The sequence below is a fragment of the Acidimicrobiia bacterium genome (assembly GCA_041676705.1).
In the GTDB taxonomy this organism is placed as follows: Bacteria; Actinomycetota; Acidimicrobiia; order Acidimicrobiales; family SKKL01; genus Actinomarinicola.
Map to the genome: position 1 here is coordinate 14,687 of JBAYRL010000011.1, position 19,871 is coordinate 34,557.

A 19,871-nucleotide genomic window follows, 5' to 3' on the forward strand; every position below is an offset into this window, starting at 1 on the left:
TTCTCAAACATTGGGCACTATAGAGCTGTATCAAAGAAAGACTGTGTGTAACTAAACCGGTCTTTCACCCCGCCCATACACATGACGTGCAGCTATCCAAGGTGTGATAGTTGTTTCTACCAAAGCAGGTTTGATGGATAAAGAAAAAGCATTAGCTGCAGCGATGACCCAAATCGAAAAACAACACGGCAAAGGTGCCGTAATGAAAATGGGAGACAAAACATCGATGCACATCGAATCTGTTCCCACCGGGTCAATAGCGCTAGACATAGCCTTAGGTGTAGGCGGGTTGCCACGTGGACGGGTAACCGAAATTTTCGGTCCAGAATCCTCTGGAAAATCAACGTTAGCTATGCATGTTGTTGCCGAAGCCCAAAAACTAGGCGGGGTATGTGCCTACATTGACGCAGAGCACGCTATGGACCCCGTATACGCCGCTAAAATCGGGGTAGATATCGACGAGTTGTTAATCTCACAACCCGACTCTGGGGAACAAGCCCTAGAAATAGCGGACATGCTGGTACGTTCCGGCGCTATAGACGTTGTAGTAGTCGACTCGGTCGCAGCGCTCACCCCGAAAGTAGAAATCGAAGGCGAAATGGGGCAATCCCATGTCGGGCTACAAGCCCGGCTAATGTCCCAAGCGTTACGCAAACTCACCGCTAACCTCAACAAAACCCAAACCGTCTGTATCTTTATCAACCAGTTACGCGAAAAAATTGGGGTCATGTTCGGCAACCCAGAAACAACGCCTGGCGGCCGGGCACTCAAATTTTATTCGTCAGTACGTATCGACATTCGACGAGTAGAAGCCATCAAAGATGGGGTAGAGATCGTCGGGAACCGTACCCGAACCAAAATCGTGAAAAACAAAGTAGCGCCACCGTTCAGACAAGCCGAGTTTGACATCATGTACGGTCTAGGTATCAGCAAAGAAGGCTCGTTGCTTGATGTTGGGGTAGATTTAGGTATCATCAACAAAGCCGGTTCCTGGTACACCTATCAAGGGGAACAACTCGGCCAAGGCCGCGAAAACGCTAAACTGTTTTTACAAGACAACCCCACAGTGTTAAACGAAATAGCAGCACAAGTCACAGCAGCAACACGACCCACAGCCCCTCTAGCGGCTGAGAGTGACATAGAGTTACCCCAAACCGGCTAACACCTGTTGCATAACAAATCTGGTGTAGCGGCATATTGTTTACTCCTTTCCAACATGCCGCTACACCACCCACACCTAAACATGACCGAAGCTGCCAAAGAGATCACCCAACAAACCCCTGCTGGACCCTCCAGCCGGTTCCTAGTTATTTGAGAGGGGTGGGGGGACAATAAACCCCCATGTCACCATCCACCCCAAAATCCACCAACCCGACCAATGTTTATGTTAGTAGGGGTTTAACTCTTGTAGAGATCATATTGGGGTTGGTTGTTGGGGCCCTTCTGGTGTTTTCAGCGTTTGTGTCGTTTCAGCATGTGTTTGTTAAAACCCGTGAACATGCAGAACTCGCCGCACTCAAATCGGTGGTGCGTGAAGCTCAAGCTTTGCTAGCCATATCGGGGGCAGAGCGTTGGGACACCCAAGCTGGGCTAGACGCTGTGCTGGGCGCGTTAGAAGACTGGCCACCAGCCCAAGCTGCTGGGGTTGTTGGAGTTTTCGCTGATAATAGTGGAATAGCGGTTATAGAGGTCGATGCTTGGCCTGAGGTCTCCGAGCTCACCTTTTCCCGTTCTCTCAACACTTTATTGATGGTTGTGCCGTTAGACGACGGAGCATGTGTAGTAACAGCACCCCCACACACGGGAACCATACAAGGCGGCTGTGTCACCAACCTAGACGGTATCGGTGAAAACACTCCGGCTGAGGCTGTAACCAACCAACAAATATCAGGTATCAGCATCGAGAGTCACAACATCACTGAGCCGGAACCACCAGCAACAACAGAACCCGAATCTTCTACAACTACTACTGAACCGGAACCTGAGCCAGAACCTGATCTGGGGTTTTGGGCACAAATCGCTGTAGGCATTGCTCACTCATGTGCGCTCACCACAGATGGTGACGCGTACTGCTGGGGCAATGGTAGTAGCGGCCAGTTAGGGAGCACAAACAACAACAAGAGCACACCGACCACAGTGTCGGGCAACCACAGCTTTGTTGGCCTGGCCGCTGGCACTACCCACTCGTGTGGGATAACCACAGACGGTGACACATACTGCTGGGGCAACGGTACTAGTGGTCAGTTGGGGAACGGGAACATCACCAACCAGACCACACCAGTGAAAGTGTCAGGTAACCACAAATTCCAATCTGTCACCGCAGGTGCTTCCCACTCGTGTGCGCTAACCGCAACTGGCGATGCTTACTGCTGGGGATTCAATGGTAGTGGTCAGCTAGGGAACGGGAACACCACCCGACAGACCACACCAGTCAAAGTGTCAGGTAACCACAGTTTTAAGGAAATCGCCGCAGGTAATTATCATTCATGTGCGCTCACCATTGATGGTGACACATACTGCTGGGGCCAAAACGACAATGGTCAGCTAGGGAACAGAAACACCACCAACCAGACCACACCAGTCAAAGTGTCAGGTAACCACAGTTTTGTGTCCATCAGTGCTGGCGCCCATCACTCTTGTGCGCTCACCACAGATGGTGACACATACTGCTGGGGCCAAAACGACAATGGTCAGCTAGGGAACGGGAACACCACCCGACGGATCAGCCCGACCAAAGTGATAGGTAACCACAGTTTTAAGGAAATCGCCGCAGGTGATTATCATTCATGTGCGCTAACCGCAACTGGCGATGCTTACTGCTGGGGTGCTGGTAGTAACGGTCGGTTAGGGAACGGGAACACCACCCAGCAAACTACACCAGTGAAAGTCTCTGGTAACCACAAATTCCGATCTGTCAGCGCTGACAATAGCCACTCGTGTGCTCTAACCGCAACTGGCGATGCCTACTGCTGGGGCGATGGTAGTAACGGTCGGTTAGGGAACGGGAACACCGCCGAGCAGCTTACACCAGTGAAAGTGGTCGAACCGTAACATAATAGGACCCATATAGGGGGGGTACTGCTGCGACTTGTTTCTGTGGTGCCCCTCCTACAGGTGCGGGTGTACCTGTATAGGGTAGGTTGTGTGGGTGTTGTGGTGTTGTTCTTGATGACACTGTTTTAGAGCAGGGCCAGGTTGTGTTGTTGCTGGTTGGGGGGTCTGTGGTTAGAACGAGTCGTAGTATGCTAAATCGTTGTTCCGGTAGTGTGTAGGTTGGGTGGTGGAGAATGTTTCTGCTCCACGGCTTGCAAGGGTGGGTAGTTCCCAACGGTTAAACACTTCAACTATTTCGTTACCGGTTTTAGTGGGTGACGTGTTTTCTAGCTGACAGTCGAGGCTGGTGTGGATTTGCATCAAGTCAAGGTTGAGCTCTACACGTCCGGTTTGTTTCTTGAACAGTTTTGTTTGTTTAACTGTTAATATTTCGGATACTATTTCGGGGTGTTTCACAGCGTCGAACACTGAGAGATGGTTTACTACTTTCGAAGCGGTTTTTGGGCCGATCCCGTCTACTCCTGGCAGGTTGTCGGACACGTCTCCTCGTAACGCAGCGTATTCGACATAGCGGGACGGGGTTACCCCTGTTTCTTTTGTGATGGTGTCAGGGTCCATGAACGTGGCGTTAGCTAAACCGGACCCTAACCGGAGTAACCGGGTGTTGGTATCTACCAGTTGGTAGGCGTCCCGATCGGAAGTAGCGACAATGCTACGCCAGCCATGTGTTTTGGCTTGTGTGCTTGCTGAACCAACCACATCGTCAGCTTCCCAACCGTCCAGCATCACAACATGCAATCCAAGGTCACGTCCTAACTGTTGGATCGCTTCTAGTTGTGAAACAAGATCTGCCGGTTTGGGGGGTCGTTGTCCTTTATAGTCTGGGTGGATGGTTTTACGACGGTTAAAACCAGGATCGTCGAAACCTAACAAAATCCGGTCGGGTTGTACTTTGTTACAAATCCCTACAAGTAACGCCCAAAACCCATAGACAGCCCACAACGGGTCTCCTTGTTCAGATTTAAACCATTCCCCAATCCGTTGTTTATAGGCGTGGTATGCCCGGTGGGCTAAAGAGTTACCATCAACCGCTAGAAGCATTGGTTGTGTCCCATCAATCGTGTCACGTACCATACTTGTAACTGTGTCTGTTGCCATCTAAAAACCACAGCCCAACACCTGACGTTTAATGGTTTCTCCGGTTGGTTACACAACACCACACAACCCTGTCGTGTGTGTCTCTTAGGGTTGTTGTGTGGTTGTTACAGAGAGGTAAAACAAAAGTTGGGAAACTATGGCACACCTTGACGTGTGAAACATAGTTTCCCAACAAACACATTAGACAGTTTCTGTAATATTCATCATATTAGAAACGTCCCGAAATACGGTGGCGCTCAAAGGCGCCTCCGCATGTTCCGCAACATGTGTTGCGATACGTCCCCCAACTACGGGGCCGAGGTCGATCAGGGCCTCAGCAATGTGGTTGGAGTTTTGGACTAGCACCATAGCCCCTTCTACAGTGCTCGCCAATCGTTTTAGACCTGAGACGAGGTAATTGAGTGCTTCACCGCATTCAACATCACCCCTCTGCAGGTCTACAGCGGTTTGGGCCGCTACCGTCAATAGTTGTTGTAGTAGCACATCTTCAATCCCCATAAGAGGGTCTCCTTTGTTTGTTTTTAATAGTGGGGGAGACCTTTGATGCTGGTGGGGAGGTAACAACGTTCAGGTTGTGTGTCTCGTCTTGGTTTTAGAACCGGTTGGTATATGCGACCAACTTCTTAAAGAAGCGTTTCTTTTGTGTGGTTACAACCTCGGGGCGCGCAGGGGTAGCGGTGGGGTTGTGTTTGGGGTGGGGTGTTGTTCCGATGATGCGGGTATTGCAGGCAAGTGTGTTACATACCAGGAAAACAGTTGATGGGCGAAGATTACACGGCACAAGATTTACAGGTTTTAGAAGGTTTAGACGCTGTTCGTAAACGTCCTGGGATGTATATTGGTTCCACCGATTCTAAAGGGTTAACCCATTGTGTGTGGGAACTTGTTGATAACGCTGTTGATGAGGCGCTAGCTGGTTTTGGGGACAAAATCCAGGTAACGTTACATGCTGATAACTCTATTGAAATATCTGATCAGGGTCGTGGTATCCCGGTCGATATTGAACCTACAACAGGTCTGTCCGGGGTGGTACTTGTGTTAACCAGGTTGCATGCTGGCGCAAAATTTGGGGGTGCCGGCTACCGAATCTCTGGGGGGTTACATGGGGTAGGTTTAGCTGTTGTCAACGCTCTAGCACAACGGCTAGATGTTACCGTTACCCGAGATGGTAAAGAAACTAAAATCAGTTTCAAACACGGTGAACCTGGCATCTACAAAAACAACAAGTTTGTGCCGACCACCAAACCTGTCACCAAAAAAGCAGCGGCAACCAAAAAAACAGGGACTACTATCCGGTTTTGGCCTGACCCGAAACTATTCACCCCTGAGGCTGTTATAAACCCTGAAACTATCGGGTCCCGGTTACAACAAACCAGCTATCTGATACCAGGACTCACCCTTATCTTAGAAAACCGGCACACTGGTCAAACCCCACCAACACAAACCAAGTTTGTCTCTACCGGTGGTCTCATCGACATGGTTGCTACACAAGCTGGGAACACCACCCTATCAAAACCGATAGAGATCAGTGGTGATACCACATTCAAAGAAATAGTACCGCACACTGACCCTGACACTGGTGAAACAGAAACCGTTGAGCTAGAACGACCGTTACATATAAACATAGCGTTAGTTTGGAACAACAGCTATGAACCTAACATACAAGGCTTCGTGAACGTTGTAGCCACCCCCAAAGGCGGTACCCACATACAAGGCTTTGAACGGGGCGTGACCCGAGGAGTCCAGAAAAGTTTAACACAACTAAAATTGTTGAAAACAGGGGAAGAAACCCCAACCAAAGACGACATCTTTGAAGGGTTACACGCCGCTGTTAGTGTTGTGCTCCCAGAACCACAGTTCGAAGGCCAAACTAAAGAAACGCTTGGCACACCACAGATCACAAACCTGGTAGCAACTCTAGTAGAACAGTTCCTGATCGACTGGGCCACAAAACCAAAAAACCAGCGGCAAATAAAAACCAGCTACCAAAAAATTGTTACAGCGGCTCGAAACCGAAGAGACCTTCGTAACAAACGAGACCTACTCCGACGCAAAACAGCGTTACAAACAGCAAGTCTGCCCACCAAACTAAAAGACTGCCGGGATGTAGGCACCCCAGAAGCAGAACTTTTAATAGTAGAAGGTGACTCTGCAATGGGAACCGGGCTAGCAGCCAGAAACTCGCAACACCAAGCCCTCCTACCCTTACGAGGCAAAATTTTGAATGTTCTACGCTCCACCGAAAAAGCCATGCTAGACAACGCAGAATGTGCCGCTGTGATATCCGCAATCGGTGCCGGGGTAGGTACGAACTTCAACCTCGCAGACCTTCGTTACAACAAAATCATTATCCTCTGCGACGCTGACGTAGACGGATCCCACATACGTAGCCTTCTTTTAACACTGTTCTGGAAATATCTAAGACCCCTAATAGAACACGGGCACATCTACGCTGCGGTACCACCCCTATACAGACTACAAACCCAAAAAACTAAAGAAAACATTTACTGTTTCACAGACCAAGACCGCACAGAAAAAGAACAACAACTGAAAACCGCAGGCATAAAACTCTCAGACAACGTCCAACGTTTCAAAGGCCTTGGAGAGATGAACGCCGACCAGTTAGCAGAAACAACACTAGACCCCTCAACAAGGATGCTACGCCGCATAACTTTAAAAGACGCCGAAAAAACAGCGCAACTATTTGAAGACCTCATGGGCAACAACCCCAAAACCCGACGAGACTACATCTCCGAAAATTCTAACCTTTTTGACCACAAAAAACTAGATATTTAAAACAACCCGTCTTTCTACCCCCCTTCTAAGTTGTTGTTTTGAATCCAGCACCTATGTGTTAGACATGCAAACGACAACTACACAAAAAAGAACTCGGACATCCCGAGAAAAAGGACATCCCAGCAACGCTGGCATGTACCTTCTAGTTGTTGTGTTGTTTGCAATGTTAGTGGGGATACAACTCAAAGCAGGTGTAACCCTCACACAAATATGGCACGAACCAGCTCTACTAATCCAAAACCTAACTAGTTAACGGTTTTCCATTAACGAGCCCCTTGGCGCCAACAGCAACACCCTGGAGTATCAAAGCACTTCAGGTATCAACCAACAAACAAAAAGGGATAATATGAACCCAAACCTCCGCAAAACACTCGCGGGTATAACCGCCGCCGCTGCGATCTTTGCAGCACCCATCACAACGATGGGAACAGCCTACGCTGATGAACCAGACCCGGACCCCATCGAGTGCGAGGAATCACCACCAGAGGAACCCTGCGACGATGAAGGTACCGGCGACGAGGGTACTGGCGACGAGGGTACTGGCGACGAAGGTACTGGCGACGAAGGTACCGGTGACGAAGGTACCGGTGACGAAGGTACTGGCGATGAGGGTACTGGCGATGAGGGTACTGGCGACGAGGGTACTGGCGACGAGGGTACTGGCGACGAGGGTACTGGCGATGAAGGTACCGGCGATGAGGGTACTGGCGATGAAGGTACCGGTGATGAAGGTACCGGTGACGAGGGTACCGGTGACGAGGGTACCGGTGACGAGGGTACCGGTGACGAGGGTACTGGCGATGAAGGTACTGGCGATGAAGGTACTGGCGATGAAGGTACTGGCGATGAAGGTACCGGTGACGAAGGTACCGGTGACGAAGGTACCGGTGACGAAGGTACCGGTGACGAAGGTACCGGTGACGAGGGTACTGGCGACGAGGGTACCGGTGACGAGGGTACCGGTGACGAAGGTACCGGTGACGAAGGTACCGGCGATGAAGGTACTGGCGACGACGATAGTGTAGAAGAGGACACTACTGAAACCCAGGCAACTCCTATCGAAAAAGCCCTACAAAAATGGGTTAGCGCCCCACAAACCGCTGCGGAAAACACCCCAACAGGGTTCTTGACCAGGCTCTACCTAGGACTATTTTCCAGGGTAGGAGACCAAGCAGGTATGGCATACTGGCAAAACCAGAACCTTACCCCCCAAGAAACTGTCCAAGGGTTCCTCAGCTCCATGGAAGGACGTGCTGCCCTGGGAGAACTCTCCACAGCGGAACTACTCACCTTCCTATACAACAACGTTCTAGCCCGTCAAGCAGACACGGCAGGCTACAACTACTGGCTAGCAGCTATTAACCAAGGCAACATGAGTCGTCAAAGCGTCATTGCTTTCTTCATCAACTCCGCCGAACTACACAACCTGCTAACCAAATAAACACACCCCTATAATATTATAAGGGCCAAAAAGGGACAGAAACTAGCTGAAAGTTTCTGTCCCTTTTTCATGATCCCAACCAGCTAAACACCTAGACCACCCAACCCAACTTTCGCCCAATCAACAACTCACGGTCTCTAACATTACGATTACCACGCATAACAACCTCCCGCCACACCAAACCGTGACGTTGCACAAGTTGTTTCACCTCCACACTGTTGTCATATGTCATCAAAAAATCTCCCCGGCAACCACCGAGACGTAAAAACAACTCGTCATGGTCTAACTCGTGATACCGGTACAGTCGCCTACCAGCTTTTTTCCCGCCGACACTGTACGGAGGATCAACAAAAAACAACACATCCGCCACATCGTTTAACGCTGGCAGCACTTCAAAAGCGTCAGTTTCTAAAAAACAGACCCGATCCCGGTAACTGCCAATCTCACGAACCCGTTTCGCTAAAGTATCGGGATACCAACGAGAAGATAAACCCCTACCGTTCTCACCCGAACCAATCCGACCAGCGCCAGGAGCTAACACCCCACCATAGTTAACCCGGTTTTTGATAATCGTACGAAACGCCAACCCAAACCTATCCCCAGGATCTGAACCTAACACCGTATCAACAGTGTTAACACTCAGCTTGAACCGTTCAATCTCACAAGCAAACCGTTCAAAATCCCCATAAATAATTGTGTGCCACACCGCTGCCACTTCAGGGTCTTTCTCCACCAACAATACACGTTGAGCGAGACGTTGCTCTGCTACTAACAACGCTACAGACCCCCCACCACCAAACAAATCAACAAACACTGATGGCGGGCCACCAAAAGACCCAACCCATTGGGTTATCTGCGGTGCTAACCAACTTTTCCCACCCGGATATCGAAACGGGGACCGTATTTTACTTTTGTGTACATTAACACCGTCAACATTTGGTGACACCATAAAAACAACAGTGTCTAACCAGCCCAACCCAGCCCTCAACACTCCTAGACAGCGGGGCGACGCTACCTAAAACCCCTCACACAACCCTCACACCAACACAACAACAGGACTTTGGATGGTACAAGGGCAGCTACCCCTCGATTTTGAAACATCAATATCTGTACGGACCCGTAAAGCCCAACAAAGCCTTAACGAACAACAAACAGAACTGTTCGCTGCGCCGCCAAACATTGACATCGACATATATCTACGTTCACCCTATGAAGCAATAGCGGTCCTAGGTGGAAACACAGAACGCACACTGCACTGGTTAACAACCATCATAGGTCCCCCAACACAAACAAGGGGACGTAAAACAATCTTCCCAACAAGCCACCTAGCAAAACTGTTAACAGTACGACCCCCCGCCAAAATCACATTAGATGCCGCCACCCTCGCCGTGGCTCGCACCCAATGGGCCCACACCCTAGGACTACCCCCACTCCACGTATACAAAAAATCACGGAGACTTTTAGCAGCATCAAAAAAATGGCCCCACCACCTACAAGTCAGAGACGCCCCCTGGACAGCAGTCACCGCGATCATTGCCCTAAAAATACCGATAAATATCGACCCTGACGCACGACACCTAGTAACACAAAAACTAGACACCGCCAACACCAAATTTGCGGTAGCCGGACTAGCAGGCACAGCTATCCAAATACAAACCACCCAACCCGACCTTCTAGAAAACCTAGGACTCCCAGCCCTTGCCTACGCAGGAGAACCCGGCACCGGAAAATATCGGATGCCGCTACTAGCCGGCCACCACCTAACCACCCAAACAGGAATCGACCTATCACCACAGTTACAAAAGAAAATAAGGCAACTACAACAAAAACCAGCAGCCGTAAAAACACCGCCCAACTGGCCCTGGACCCTCTACCCGTTCCAAGCCAAAGACGCCTCCCGAGGACTCCAAATCTTAGAAACAAGCGGCGGAGTGCTCCTAGCAGGAGACATGGGATCTGGTAAAACAACCGTTAGCCTCGCACTAGTAGAACACCTAAAAATCTGGCCACTACTTGTCGTAGCGCCCCTAGCAGCATTCTCAACGTGGGACCACCAACTAAAAGAAATAGGTCAAACCTATTATTTAGCGTCAGACCCCCCAAAAACAGCGTGGGAAACTATAGCGTCCCAACAACACAACGCCATCATCATTTCCTATGACCGTCTCCACGCCTTCACCGAGCTACTAGAAACAATACCTTTTAGTGGGCTAATAGCAGACGAAATACAAAGAATCGCGTCACCAAACTCGCGACGCTCAAGAGCGTTACGACAACTTGCTGCATCAATACCCCAACGAATAGGACTATCAGGAACCCCCCTCCAAAACAAAGTAGAAGACCTCCTACCCATCGGGGCATTCCTAAACCCAGGAGAATGGAAACCACGTGCAACCCGCAAAGACCTAGCCGACATCTACCCCGGAGACCCGCTCGAAGCAGTAGCAGAACACCTAGCGACCATGATGGTACGCAGAAAAATAGGTGACACCGGTGTGAAACTACCCGGCAAAACAGTAAGACGGGTCCTGGTCCCACTCACCCCCAACCAACGCCAAGCCCTCGAAGCGTTACAAAACGAAGCCCAAGAAGAACTCGACAACAACGAAACAACCCGGATCCATATCTTCGCGAAACTCATGAAAATGAGACAAATCGTTTCCTGCCCATCCGCAGCAGGTGTCCCAGGCCCAAACCCCAAAGTAGAAACCGCTATCGACCTAGCAGCCGAGTTCGCTCAAATGGGCCGCAAAACAGTCCTATTCACCGCCAACCGGCAAACCTGGAAAGAACTCCAACAACAAGCACAAACCGCTGGGCTAGGAACCGTTGGCATTTGGGGCTCATCAACCGTAGCGGAACGACTAGACGCAGAAAAACAGTTCCACACAAACCCCAAAGTTGACGTGTTCATCGGCACCTTACAATCCTGTGCCGAGTCGTTAACACTTTCCCCCACAGGCACCGCCTGGATCACCTGCGACTACCTGTACAACCCAGCTGCGCTCGCCCAAGCCGAAGCCCGAGTATACCGGCTAAACCAAACCAACAATGTTGATATCATCTACCTTCACGCCACCAGCACCAACGGCACAATAGATGACCGCTACGCTGAAATCCTAGCCGAAAAAACACAACTAATCTCACAAATAGTTGACCGGGAACAACACATAGACACAACCCAAATACACCCCTCGTTCGGTGACCTAGTGTTCCTTTTAACCGGCCAACGAAACACCCAAATCGACCAAATCGAAAAAGACCGGAAAAACGAAACCGCCCGAGCTAAACAACTCAAAACCCACGCCAAAAACACAGCCCACCGCCACCAAAACCGCAACAAAAACACCGACATTGAAGACGACTGCATGTATCTCCTAGACACCGAAACCCCCGACGCTCACACCCAATGTGACATCACAACCCCAGAAGAACACTTCACCGACTTCGAACCCTAAAAACCAACAAAACCCTGGACACACACCAAAGACAGCTAGTTGCGAAACTTGCAACACAACACACCTTTGGCGATATGGACCAACACCCAAACCAACCCGAAATACCAGCCTACATTTGGATAGCGTTGCTAGCTATCACCACCAGCATCGCAGCAATGTTTGTATGGGCCACACTCAACCCCAAAACCCATATAGAAACCGACCCGGTTTGGGACAACGCAGGGACCACCCTCCAAAAACAGACAGCGACACAAATCTCGCTGCATGTCTGGGACGGTGACAAACTAGCTCTAGTAGAACAAGGCGACATCAACCCCACAAAATGTGACGGCACATTTAAGCGTTACGCCAACAACGACCCGGTACCAACCACTAAAATCGAATTTGACAAACAAAACCCGCAATCCTGGATTGTCGTTGAAGTGTTAGCCGACCACAACCTGTGTAACTTCCTAAACAAACTAGCTGTCACAACCCAAAACACAACAGCCACACCAAAGGGCTACACCTCTAACATTAACATAGAAAAAGTGTTGGAACACCGAGACCCTACACGGGTATATGACCCGGAAGCTATCAAAACAATCGTTACCGGGATCAAAGAAACACAACTAGAACTAGATGACCACAACCGGCCCGTCACAGTAAGGTTCGTGTCTTCGGAACCAGATGAGCGTCCAATAATCGAACTCACCCTAACATACGACCCACAGCCCTAACCCGAAACCAAAAAGCTGCCAAACCACGTCAAGAAAAAGGTATGCTTTGAGGGTCGCATAACACCTCGGCCCCTAAACGTTCAACCGGGCCAACAACACCATGTTCTACCACAACGTTTTGGCCGAAACACACCCCCGACTCAGATAGCATCACTAAACCCAACCGGCCCTGTTCCCCAAAAAACATGCCTACTGTGTCAGGCTCAACGACAGGCCCCATCACCAAACCGACCCCTTCAACAGCCCCAAAGTTAGTTGGTTCTGTTACAAAACTACCTGTCTCCCCAAAGTTGTTTATCTGAGCGACCGCCACCGCAGACAACACCGACACAACACGGGACTGTTCAGCTTGGGAAAGCGACCTTTGATTAGCGACCATCAAAGACACCGCAACAATGCTTAGGACACCCAACACCACCACAATCTCAACAAACATTAACCCACGGAAACGTCTCATAACGACCTATCGTGTAGGAAACCGTTGAAATAACCCTAAACAGGCCCGCAACAAAAAAAGTTGTGCCAACATGTTCACCCTCAAAAGAGGTGATATTCATGTTGACACAACCAAAACTACAACTTTTTACGAGAAACTTCGGTTTGAGCGTTCGCTAACGTAACAACAGCTGCCCGCCGGACAACACCCCAAAAACCAGGGTTGTCACTATCACGGGCCGCTAAACGATGCGACCACCAAAGAGTTCCAGCTACCAACAAAGCAACAATAAACATTGCTGTTGACGCCAACCCAAACATTTGAGCACCCCAAGCCGGGCGACCCAAAAAGTTCAGATTCGAAGCTACCAAAACAGACCCTGTGGTAGAGGCTTTCCACGCTAAAAATCCGCCTAATAACCCAAGTAAAGCTATCTGGGTTACAGCCCCATAAACAACCGCTGTTGCGCTAAACACAAGCAGCACCCCAGGCGCTGGTAAATCCGGCAAACACAACAACAACACGCCACTAGCTAAAGCAGGCAACACATAAAACCACTGTTGTGTGCTGAACCCAACCGCTACACCCACCACAAGCCCCACAACAGTAACTAACACCGGAAACCCAGAAGTTACCGGCACAGGACTTTCCACCGTCCAAACATGAGACCCTTCAGCGAAACTTGTTTGCGCGGCGACCAACCCTGGCGAAACTAAAGGAACAGCGTTCAACCCGAAACCGGAAACTGAACCGCTGACAGTAACCTGCTGTGCCGCTGTGTTAGGGGCGTCTAAACCTACGATCTGTGAGTTAACAGAAACCCAAGGCAAAATAAACGAACCTGTCCCAAACAACAACACAACAACCGTAGCACCCACACACCTACGCAACACCCAAACCAACTGTTCAACGTCACCAGCTTTAAAAGCGGGCCAATCAAACCCGCCAAATAAACGGTCAGTGCTAAACCACACCTTTAAACCCATAGAAAACTCCTCGTTTGTCAATATCACAAGCGTTGCTGCGATACCGACACCCTTAGAGGAAAAACGTCACAACCCAACCCGCCGCTACACCAACCTACAGGGAACAAGACTTTAAGATGTGTGCCACAAAAATGTTGGGTACTAAAACTGTTTAACACCAGCTAACACCCAACAGGCCCGGTCTGTGACCAGCTAGGACGGGTTAGCTTCAGTATCTTCCCAAGAAATATCACCGTCTGATTTCGCTGCCCAATCTTTCGCTGTGGTTAACGCTAAACGTTCATCAGCCTCACCACAATGCTCCCCAACTAAACCGATCTGGGCACCCAAAACATTGTCATCAACGCTACTATCAAAATTGAGGTAACGGGCCTCGAACAAACTGTTCAACTTTTCAATTGTTGCCACACATTCTGGGCTCGCAAAAACATCTGCGACACCTGCGGGTTCGTCACCATCCTCAAAACCAGAAGTAGGTGCAACGACACTAGATGCGGTTTTAGTGGGGTTATCTGGTGTAGGTAACAAACTAGTATCGCTAATAACACTATTATCGTTCAGACCGGTCCCTGGATCGGTGGGGGACGGGCGGGCCACGATCCACATAATAAGTCCCAACACAACCACAACCCCCACCAACATTGTCGCGATCACACCCCGCAAAAACGTGTTAAGCGATACCCGCCCTGTTGGTTTGGTAGATGTGGATGGGCCAGTTGTAGAAGTCATTGACCAGCATTGTTACAACACCTCTGATTTATTCTCACAACCAGCTAAACAACAAACCACCACCATAAATAACTACTTGTTTTTGTGTCTAAGCCAAGGACAGTAGCTACCTATACAACATGTTGCAACGCTTGTGAAAGTCAGGTTTGTGAGAAACGTTTTCCCCCCTCAAACAACCAAGGGTGACAAAAAACGGGTACGTGTTTCGCGTCCCCAGGCAACAACCACCCCAAAAACAGGTCTCACCATTCTAGATATCGTGTTATCCCTAGTGGTCGTAGCAGTCCTGGTATCCACATCGGTAGTGGTTTACAGTATCGTTGTTGAACGGTCCCGTGACCGTCTCGCTGAACAATCGATCAGGGCTGTTTTACGAGAAGCGCAAGCACTTGCAGCTTTCACTAAAAGCGATCTCACCTTAGAACACATTGAAAACGCTTTCAACGACCTAGTAATAAGTGCTACCTACCCGAGCGGGCCCAGCGCCGCTACAAGCCAATGGGTAGTGTTAGACGCCACACCACCGGTCACACCTGCTACACAAAAACAAGCCGGAACTGAAAACGGGGTTTCCTATGCTGTTGCTTCTATAGACAGCGCAGGTTTCGCGTCGATCGCCGCAGTGTTCAATGACCGGTGCGCCCAAACAATAGGGGATGCCACAACAACCTATGCGTCCTGGGTGACTCGCGACTGGCAAGACAACTGTGGGTCATACACACTCCTAGAAGGACCAAAAGACACACAAAACGATCCTCGCCCACCCCAAATCATCACCCCCACCGTCACACATAGCATAATCGATGACACTATCCATCTTGACTGGAGCGCAGCTTCAGGCGAAAAGTTTGATGGCTACAAAATTTTACGTGACAACATAGAAGTAGCGTCACTCTCACCAGAAACCTACCAATGGTTCGACAATAACACCGAAGCCGCGAAAACCTACACCTACCAGGTAGTAGCGCACGGACCGACCATGACTTTACCGTCAGAATTAGTGACAGCAGCGACACCATTCAACACTATCTTCGACGATTTTAACCGCACCGCCCCAACCCTAGGAACAACCAGCACAGGTTCGCTACCATGGCAAGTATTAAACGGTAGTTGGGCAACCAACGGCCAAAACGCTAACGGCGGCGATACCAACACTAACCCGGCCGCTGTTGTACAAACCTGGATTGAAAACGTCACGCTAAGCGCTGAGGTCGCCCCCGGCGACGCTCTAATCGTCAGAGCCGAAAACAAAAACAACTATGTACAAGCCCGTACCCAAACAACAACCACACCAATAGTTACCTACAGCCCGTGGTCAGCTTGGTCTGCATGGTCAAACATTGCGTCCTGTGTAGCAGAAGCACAAGGAGCTACCAACACCACAGCCCGACAATGCCAACAAGTGTATGTGCCTTCTGGGTATTGGACAGGCTGGTCACAAACCAGTTCATGTACCCCCATAGCCGGCTACCGGGAATGCAACTCGTACTACACGATCGTGGGTTACAACGTAGGCGCCTGGATCAGCCAAGGTACCGGTCCTGGGATGTCCAACCATTGCACCGACTTTTCTAAAGTTGGTGAAACAGATTTTGTGGGACCCTACGCAACCCAAAGACGACAGTACGCTTACATGACCGCCGCTCAAGCCGCGCAAGTTGGGCGCCCAATGAACTACTGCGCCACCATTGGATACCCCAACCACTCGTTTGTGTATTTCACCCAAAGAGATAACCGATCCGTCACCCCAATCTATGGGTACGAATACCAAACCCGTACCTATGTGAATACTTCCTACTACCAAACACAGCAACGCACCTCAACCAGAACAGTAACAAACTCTACTGTTACCGACTATGACCTTGTGTTAGAACAAATGGTAGAAGGTACCCTGACACAACTAGAAACAGTAGCTACCACCAACCAACCCACCAGCCTGTCAGTTACTGTAGTAGGGGATAACTACCTGGTTACTTCCAACGGAGGACCAGAAACTATCACCCGACAAATAGCCAACACTGGCGGACGAACATTACACGGTATTGGTCGGGGTAGCGGTGGAACACCGCCTCAAAGTGGGGCTTTAGACAACTTCCAAATAGTTGAAGCTTCCTAAACCCACCCAAACCTAAAAAACGTTCAACCAAACATGAAGGCCCCCTGTAATAACACAGTGGGCCTTCATGTTGTTGACACTTTGTTGGGCTGGGGTTTTATGGCTGCCGTCGAGCAACAAAACAAGCGTTTAGGTAAAACCAACGTTACACAGTTCAAAGAAGTATGGTTAGGTAGGCTACCTACCTTACATAAACACAGACCCTATAGCTGAACCCTCTCCCGGATAGGGTGTGGTGGTATGGGGTTGGGGGTGTTAGTTGGTGCGTTGTGCTCTATGGGGTGCAAGCCATGAGCGTAGCTCTTGTTCAGCTCTGGTTTGTACAAACACTGTACCAGGACCACTTAGGCGTGCTACTAAACCTTCCCCGGTTAACACTGAAGTTTTAACTCCAGATAAAGGCTCGACCCGTAACCCTACAGTGTCAGACAACCCGACCAGGTGGCCTGTATCTACTGTTAAACGGTCTTCACCACCCAGATCGAAACGTTGCAAACCACCAAAAGAACTTACCAATATTTGGCCGGTACCGGAAAGGCGTAGCATCGTTGCCCCTTCACGTAACACTATGCTACGCACCCCAGCATACTTCACATCAAAATCAATATTTTCGGACACAGCCAACAAAGAACCTTGTTGCACATGGAACGTTTCTTGCTGTAAATCTATTGACGCTATATCCCCTGGATAAGGGGGTGCTGCTGCTACCCAAGCTCCTTGATGGGTGGCGCTGTAACGCCCCATCATAAAGTTCTGCCCACCAAATATTTTACGGACCGCGGCGCTACTAATCCCGCCAGGACCAACCCCACCAGCCACTTCTAAACCTTCAGACATCATCACCATCGCACCAGACTCAACATAAACGGTTTCACCTAAAGCTAAATAGCAGTAGGCCAAAGTGTACGACGGTGAACATTCAAGCTGCATCTGCATAGCCACAGCATCGCCACCACCTGGCGATCTGGACAACTATTTTTTGTGTTGTTTCTGGTTTGTGTCCCTATAAAACAATCTACGCAAAGGTGTGCTGGTTTTTTGCCAAACCCGGTACAACATAACCCCAGGGCCACCCACAACTAGTGGTATCAGCCCGAGTAGTGTCGCAGCGAAAACAATTTGGGAAACATGTTCGAAAGTGGTGTTTCGCCCACCAACAACCGACCAAACTACACTAGCCAACCCGAACAACAGCCCGAACGCAACGCTAATGGCTGCTGTTGCGCTCCACCCACCCACTTTGGGGGAGGACCACAGCCACCCCCAAAACACACCTAAAGCTAGGCCAGAGATAATCATCCCTAACACCAGGTTAGCGGGCCAGCTTTCAATATCGTGTGACACCCACATCACACCGGTGACACTTGCTAAGATAATCGCTATAGAAACAGAAACTTTGGTAGTTGCCCCCATTTCTCTAACGTCCGTCAAAGTTGTTGGGGAGCGTACAACACTAGTTTGGCACACATGTTTCAGATCGCAGACGCTGTGTTTTCTAACAGGTTGTTAACAATTGTTGGGGTTAGCACACCAACCCTGGTCGGCAGAAAATAGGCTTGCGACCATACCCCAACCTGGTAGGGGTCATACAGGAATCTGCCCAGCTCGGCTTTAGTGATCGTGTTTTTAGAAGTTGCCATCCAATGCTCAACCTGTAAAGCATGCACACCGTGTGTCACAATATTGTTGTTAAGGTGTGTTATCCGTTTGCTTAGCTGTTTGGTGCTAGCAAACTCGGAATATGCTTGGATCTGGTTGATAACGCTCGGTAACACTTTAGCGGCGTTGTCACCCCAAACTTCTAAACTGGAAAGAGAACTTTCCGCAACAATCGAATCCCAAGCTTTTAACGACGTTCGGAGTTGTTGCGCTAAAAACCGGTACGCCCCATATAGTTTAGAAGGACAAAGGCCAGGTACTTGTTCCAACAAATTTGTTGTGGAAAGACCGCAACGCATCCCGTTTAGAACCGCGGTGATTTCGCTTCTGGAAGGTTCCTGGGTAGTGTTTTCCGCGATTTTTCGTAGCTGGCGAACAAAAATGGTTTCTTCGTTCGCGGTCAATGGCCAACCACGACCTTCGAAATACTGCCAAATATAGGTTCGTTGGGTGACCGTTGGGTGAACACCATCCAAAAACATGTCACCCATAACCAGCTCAGGGCGACCAAGAGCATCCAAACTAACAAAAATATTTGGGTGTTTTTTATCTGTATCCCTATAGATTTTAGAGATCTGGGCTACAGTGGAGATACCTCCATTAGACATTAACAAACAAAACTTTCTACAAAATGTACGGGGGTTTTGGCCAACCCGCACCGTAACGAACACGACATGGTTCTAGATAAGGCCAACGATCTAGACATATAAAACCGCTCGATGAGCAGCAAACGTTAAACGTTTTTAACGAGTTTGTGTCCCCCACAACACGGTGGGTGATGGGTTTTGTTTGTACAGTAGATTTGGTTGTAAGAACGTGTTTGGTGTTAAGCGCCCGTTAGATGGGCACGTACTACAGTGTCTGGAAAATGGGTAGCTAAACGGTCTGGGACACCTAACGCTAAAAGAATATCGTCAAAAACTTTCGTTGCGGTCAACTGTTCATTAGGTGCTAAATCAGGGTAGGAAACAAGCAACAATCCCATAAAAGCTTGCCTCCAAGCTTCGAGCGAAACCCGCACATCGCTAGGGCCCGCTGCGAGAGGTTTGCGGACCAACCCCACCGAACGTATCTCAGCTAAACTATGGGCATACAAACCGCTAGTCGCTTCGGTCACAATGGGCGCTGGGAATGCTCGGGGTTCAGTACGACCGGGAATGTTCAACAAATCTAGAAGATCGCGTATATACAACGACGCAAAAAACATTTCCTCTTCGCTCAACATAAAAGCAGCGTCCAAACTACCCACAATGGTGTTTAGCCAGGTATGTCGACCAACTTCGGGGACCATGTTTGTTAGTCTCGCCCCCACCTAAACT

16 protein-coding genes are annotated in these 19,871 nt (G+C 49.6%); 7 read left to right on the forward strand and 9 right to left on the reverse strand.

Going from position 1 to position 19,871, the window contains the following annotated elements:
• Positions 1-133: 133 nt before the first annotated feature.
• Both recA and WC184_11815 read left to right on the forward strand, forming a co-directional pair.
• Positions 134-1,162 carry a recombinase RecA gene (recA, locus tag WC184_11810; protein ID MFA7478551.1) on the forward strand — a complete coding sequence of 343 codons (1,029 nt, stop codon included), beginning with the start codon at positions 134-136 and terminating at the stop codon, positions 1,160-1,162.
• Between the two features lie 179 nt (positions 1,163-1,341).
• Positions 1,342-3,051 carry a hypothetical protein gene (locus WC184_11815; GenBank protein ID MFA7478552.1) on the forward strand — a complete coding sequence of 570 codons (1,710 nt, stop codon included), beginning with the start codon at positions 1,342-1,344 and terminating at the stop codon, positions 3,049-3,051.
• Between the two features lie 174 nt (positions 3,052-3,225).
• Here the strand turns inward: WC184_11815 and WC184_11820 are convergent, their stop codons facing one another.
• Together WC184_11820 and WC184_11825 are read right to left on the reverse strand one after the other, a co-directional pair.
• Entirely contained in the window at positions 3,226-4,188 is a 963-nt protein-coding gene (locus WC184_11820) for a 5'-3' exonuclease H3TH domain-containing protein (protein ID MFA7478553.1), read from the reverse strand.
• Positions 4,189-4,392: 204 nt separating this feature from the next.
• Positions 4,393-4,710: a hypothetical protein gene (locus WC184_11825; GenBank protein ID MFA7478554.1), complete on the reverse strand. Its 318-nt coding sequence runs from the start codon at positions 4,708-4,710 to the stop codon at positions 4,393-4,395.
• A 261-nt stretch (positions 4,711-4,971) separates the two neighbouring features.
• On the opposite strand from WC184_11825, the gene WC184_11830 reads away from it, so the two are divergent.
• Positions 4,972-7,008: a DNA topoisomerase IV subunit B gene (locus tag WC184_11830; protein MFA7478555.1), complete on the forward strand. Its 2,037-nt coding sequence runs from the start codon at positions 4,972-4,974 to the stop codon at positions 7,006-7,008.
• 346 nt (positions 7,009-7,354) lie between these two features.
• Positions 7,355-8,449: a DUF4214 domain-containing protein gene (locus WC184_11835; protein ID MFA7478556.1), complete on the forward strand. Its 1,095-nt coding sequence runs from the start codon at positions 7,355-7,357 to the stop codon at positions 8,447-8,449.
• 91 nt (positions 8,450-8,540) lie between these two features.
• Here WC184_11835 and WC184_11840 read toward each other — a convergent pair whose 3' ends face one another.
• Positions 8,541-9,263, reverse strand: a complete 723-nt coding sequence (locus WC184_11840; protein ID MFA7478557.1) for a DNA adenine methylase — start codon at positions 9,261-9,263, stop codon at positions 8,541-8,543.
• 250 nt (positions 9,264-9,513) lie between these two features.
• Between WC184_11840 and WC184_11845 the strand changes: the two genes are divergently transcribed.
• Both WC184_11845 and WC184_11850 read left to right on the forward strand, forming a co-directional pair.
• Positions 9,514-11,907, forward strand: a complete 2,394-nt coding sequence (locus WC184_11845; GenBank protein MFA7478558.1) for a DEAD/DEAH box helicase — start codon at positions 9,514-9,516, stop codon at positions 11,905-11,907.
• Positions 11,908-11,981: 74 nt separating this feature from the next.
• Positions 11,982-12,626: a hypothetical protein gene (locus tag WC184_11850; protein ID MFA7478559.1), complete on the forward strand. Its 645-nt coding sequence runs from the start codon at positions 11,982-11,984 to the stop codon at positions 12,624-12,626.
• A 28-nt stretch (positions 12,627-12,654) separates the two neighbouring features.
• Here WC184_11850 and WC184_11855 read toward each other — a convergent pair whose 3' ends face one another.
• The 3 genes from WC184_11855 to WC184_11865 form a co-directional block, all read right to left on the reverse strand.
• The gene (locus WC184_11855) at positions 12,655-13,083 is read right to left on the reverse strand and encodes a hypothetical protein (protein ID MFA7478560.1); all 429 of its coding nucleotides are present in this window, start codon (positions 13,081-13,083) and stop codon (positions 12,655-12,657) included.
• 116 nt (positions 13,084-13,199) lie between these two features.
• Positions 13,200-14,048 (reverse strand): hypothetical protein, encoded by an 849-nt coding sequence (locus WC184_11860; GenBank protein MFA7478561.1) that lies wholly within the window; start codon positions 14,046-14,048, stop codon positions 13,200-13,202.
• Positions 14,049-14,240: 192 nt separating this feature from the next.
• The gene (locus tag WC184_11865) at positions 14,241-14,777 is read right to left on the reverse strand and encodes a hypothetical protein (protein MFA7478562.1); all 537 of its coding nucleotides are present in this window, start codon (positions 14,775-14,777) and stop codon (positions 14,241-14,243) included.
• A gap of 148 nt (positions 14,778-14,925) precedes the next feature.
• Between WC184_11865 and WC184_11870 the strand changes: the two genes are divergently transcribed.
• Entirely contained in the window at positions 14,926-16,893 is a 1,968-nt protein-coding gene (locus tag WC184_11870; protein MFA7478563.1) for a hypothetical protein, read from the forward strand.
• 255 nt (positions 16,894-17,148) lie between these two features.
• Here the strand turns inward: WC184_11870 and WC184_11875 are convergent, their stop codons facing one another.
• The 3 genes from WC184_11875 to WC184_11885 all read right to left on the reverse strand — a co-directional run bounded on the left by WC184_11875 (position 17,149) and on the right by WC184_11885 (position 19,843).
• On the reverse strand, positions 17,149-17,829 hold the full coding sequence (locus tag WC184_11875; GenBank protein MFA7478564.1) for a TIGR00266 family protein: 681 nt from the start codon (positions 17,827-17,829) through the stop codon (positions 17,149-17,151).
• A gap of 536 nt (positions 17,830-18,365) precedes the next feature.
• On the reverse strand, positions 18,366-19,073 hold the full coding sequence (locus WC184_11880; GenBank protein ID MFA7478565.1) for a hypothetical protein: 708 nt from the start codon (positions 19,071-19,073) through the stop codon (positions 18,366-18,368).
• 305 nt (positions 19,074-19,378) lie between these two features.
• Positions 19,379-19,843, reverse strand: coding sequence for a hypothetical protein (locus tag WC184_11885; protein MFA7478566.1), 465 nt, complete (start codon positions 19,841-19,843; stop codon positions 19,379-19,381).
• Positions 19,844-19,871 lie beyond the last annotated feature (28 nt).

Excerpts from the sequence above, each read along its gene's own strand:
- WC184_11865 (MFA7478562.1), bottom strand. The coding sequence starts at position 14,777 with ATGACTTCTACAACTGGCCCATCCACATCTACCAAACCAACAGGGCGG.
- WC184_11845 (MFA7478558.1), top strand. The coding sequence starts at position 9,514 with ATGGTACAAGGGCAGCTACCCCTCGATTTTGAAACATCAATATCTGTA.
- WC184_11825 (MFA7478554.1), bottom strand. The coding sequence starts at position 4,710 with ATGGGGATTGAAGATGTGCTACTACAACAACTATTGACGGTAGCGGCC.
- WC184_11820 (MFA7478553.1), bottom strand. The coding sequence starts at position 4,188 with ATGGTACGTGACACGATTGATGGGACACAACCAATGCTTCTAGCGGTT.
- WC184_11875 (MFA7478564.1), bottom strand. The coding sequence starts at position 17,829 with ATGCAGATGCAGCTTGAATGTTCACCGTCGTACACTTTGGCCTACTGC.
- WC184_11860 (MFA7478561.1), bottom strand. The coding sequence starts at position 14,048 with ATGGGTTTAAAGGTGTGGTTTAGCACTGACCGTTTATTTGGCGGGTTT.
- WC184_11815 (MFA7478552.1), top strand. The coding sequence starts at position 1,342 with ATGTCACCATCCACCCCAAAATCCACCAACCCGACCAATGTTTATGTT.
- WC184_11855 (MFA7478560.1), bottom strand. The coding sequence starts at position 13,083 with ATGAGACGTTTCCGTGGGTTAATGTTTGTTGAGATTGTGGTGGTGTTG.
- WC184_11885 (MFA7478566.1), bottom strand. The coding sequence starts at position 19,843 with ATGGTCCCCGAAGTTGGTCGACATACCTGGCTAAACACCATTGTGGGT.
- WC184_11830 (MFA7478555.1), top strand. The coding sequence starts at position 4,972 with ATGGGCGAAGATTACACGGCACAAGATTTACAGGTTTTAGAAGGTTTA.
- WC184_11850 (MFA7478559.1), top strand. The coding sequence starts at position 11,982 with ATGGACCAACACCCAAACCAACCCGAAATACCAGCCTACATTTGGATA.
- WC184_11835 (MFA7478556.1), top strand. The coding sequence starts at position 7,355 with ATGAACCCAAACCTCCGCAAAACACTCGCGGGTATAACCGCCGCCGCT.
- recA (MFA7478551.1), top strand. The coding sequence starts at position 134 with ATGGATAAAGAAAAAGCATTAGCTGCAGCGATGACCCAAATCGAAAAA.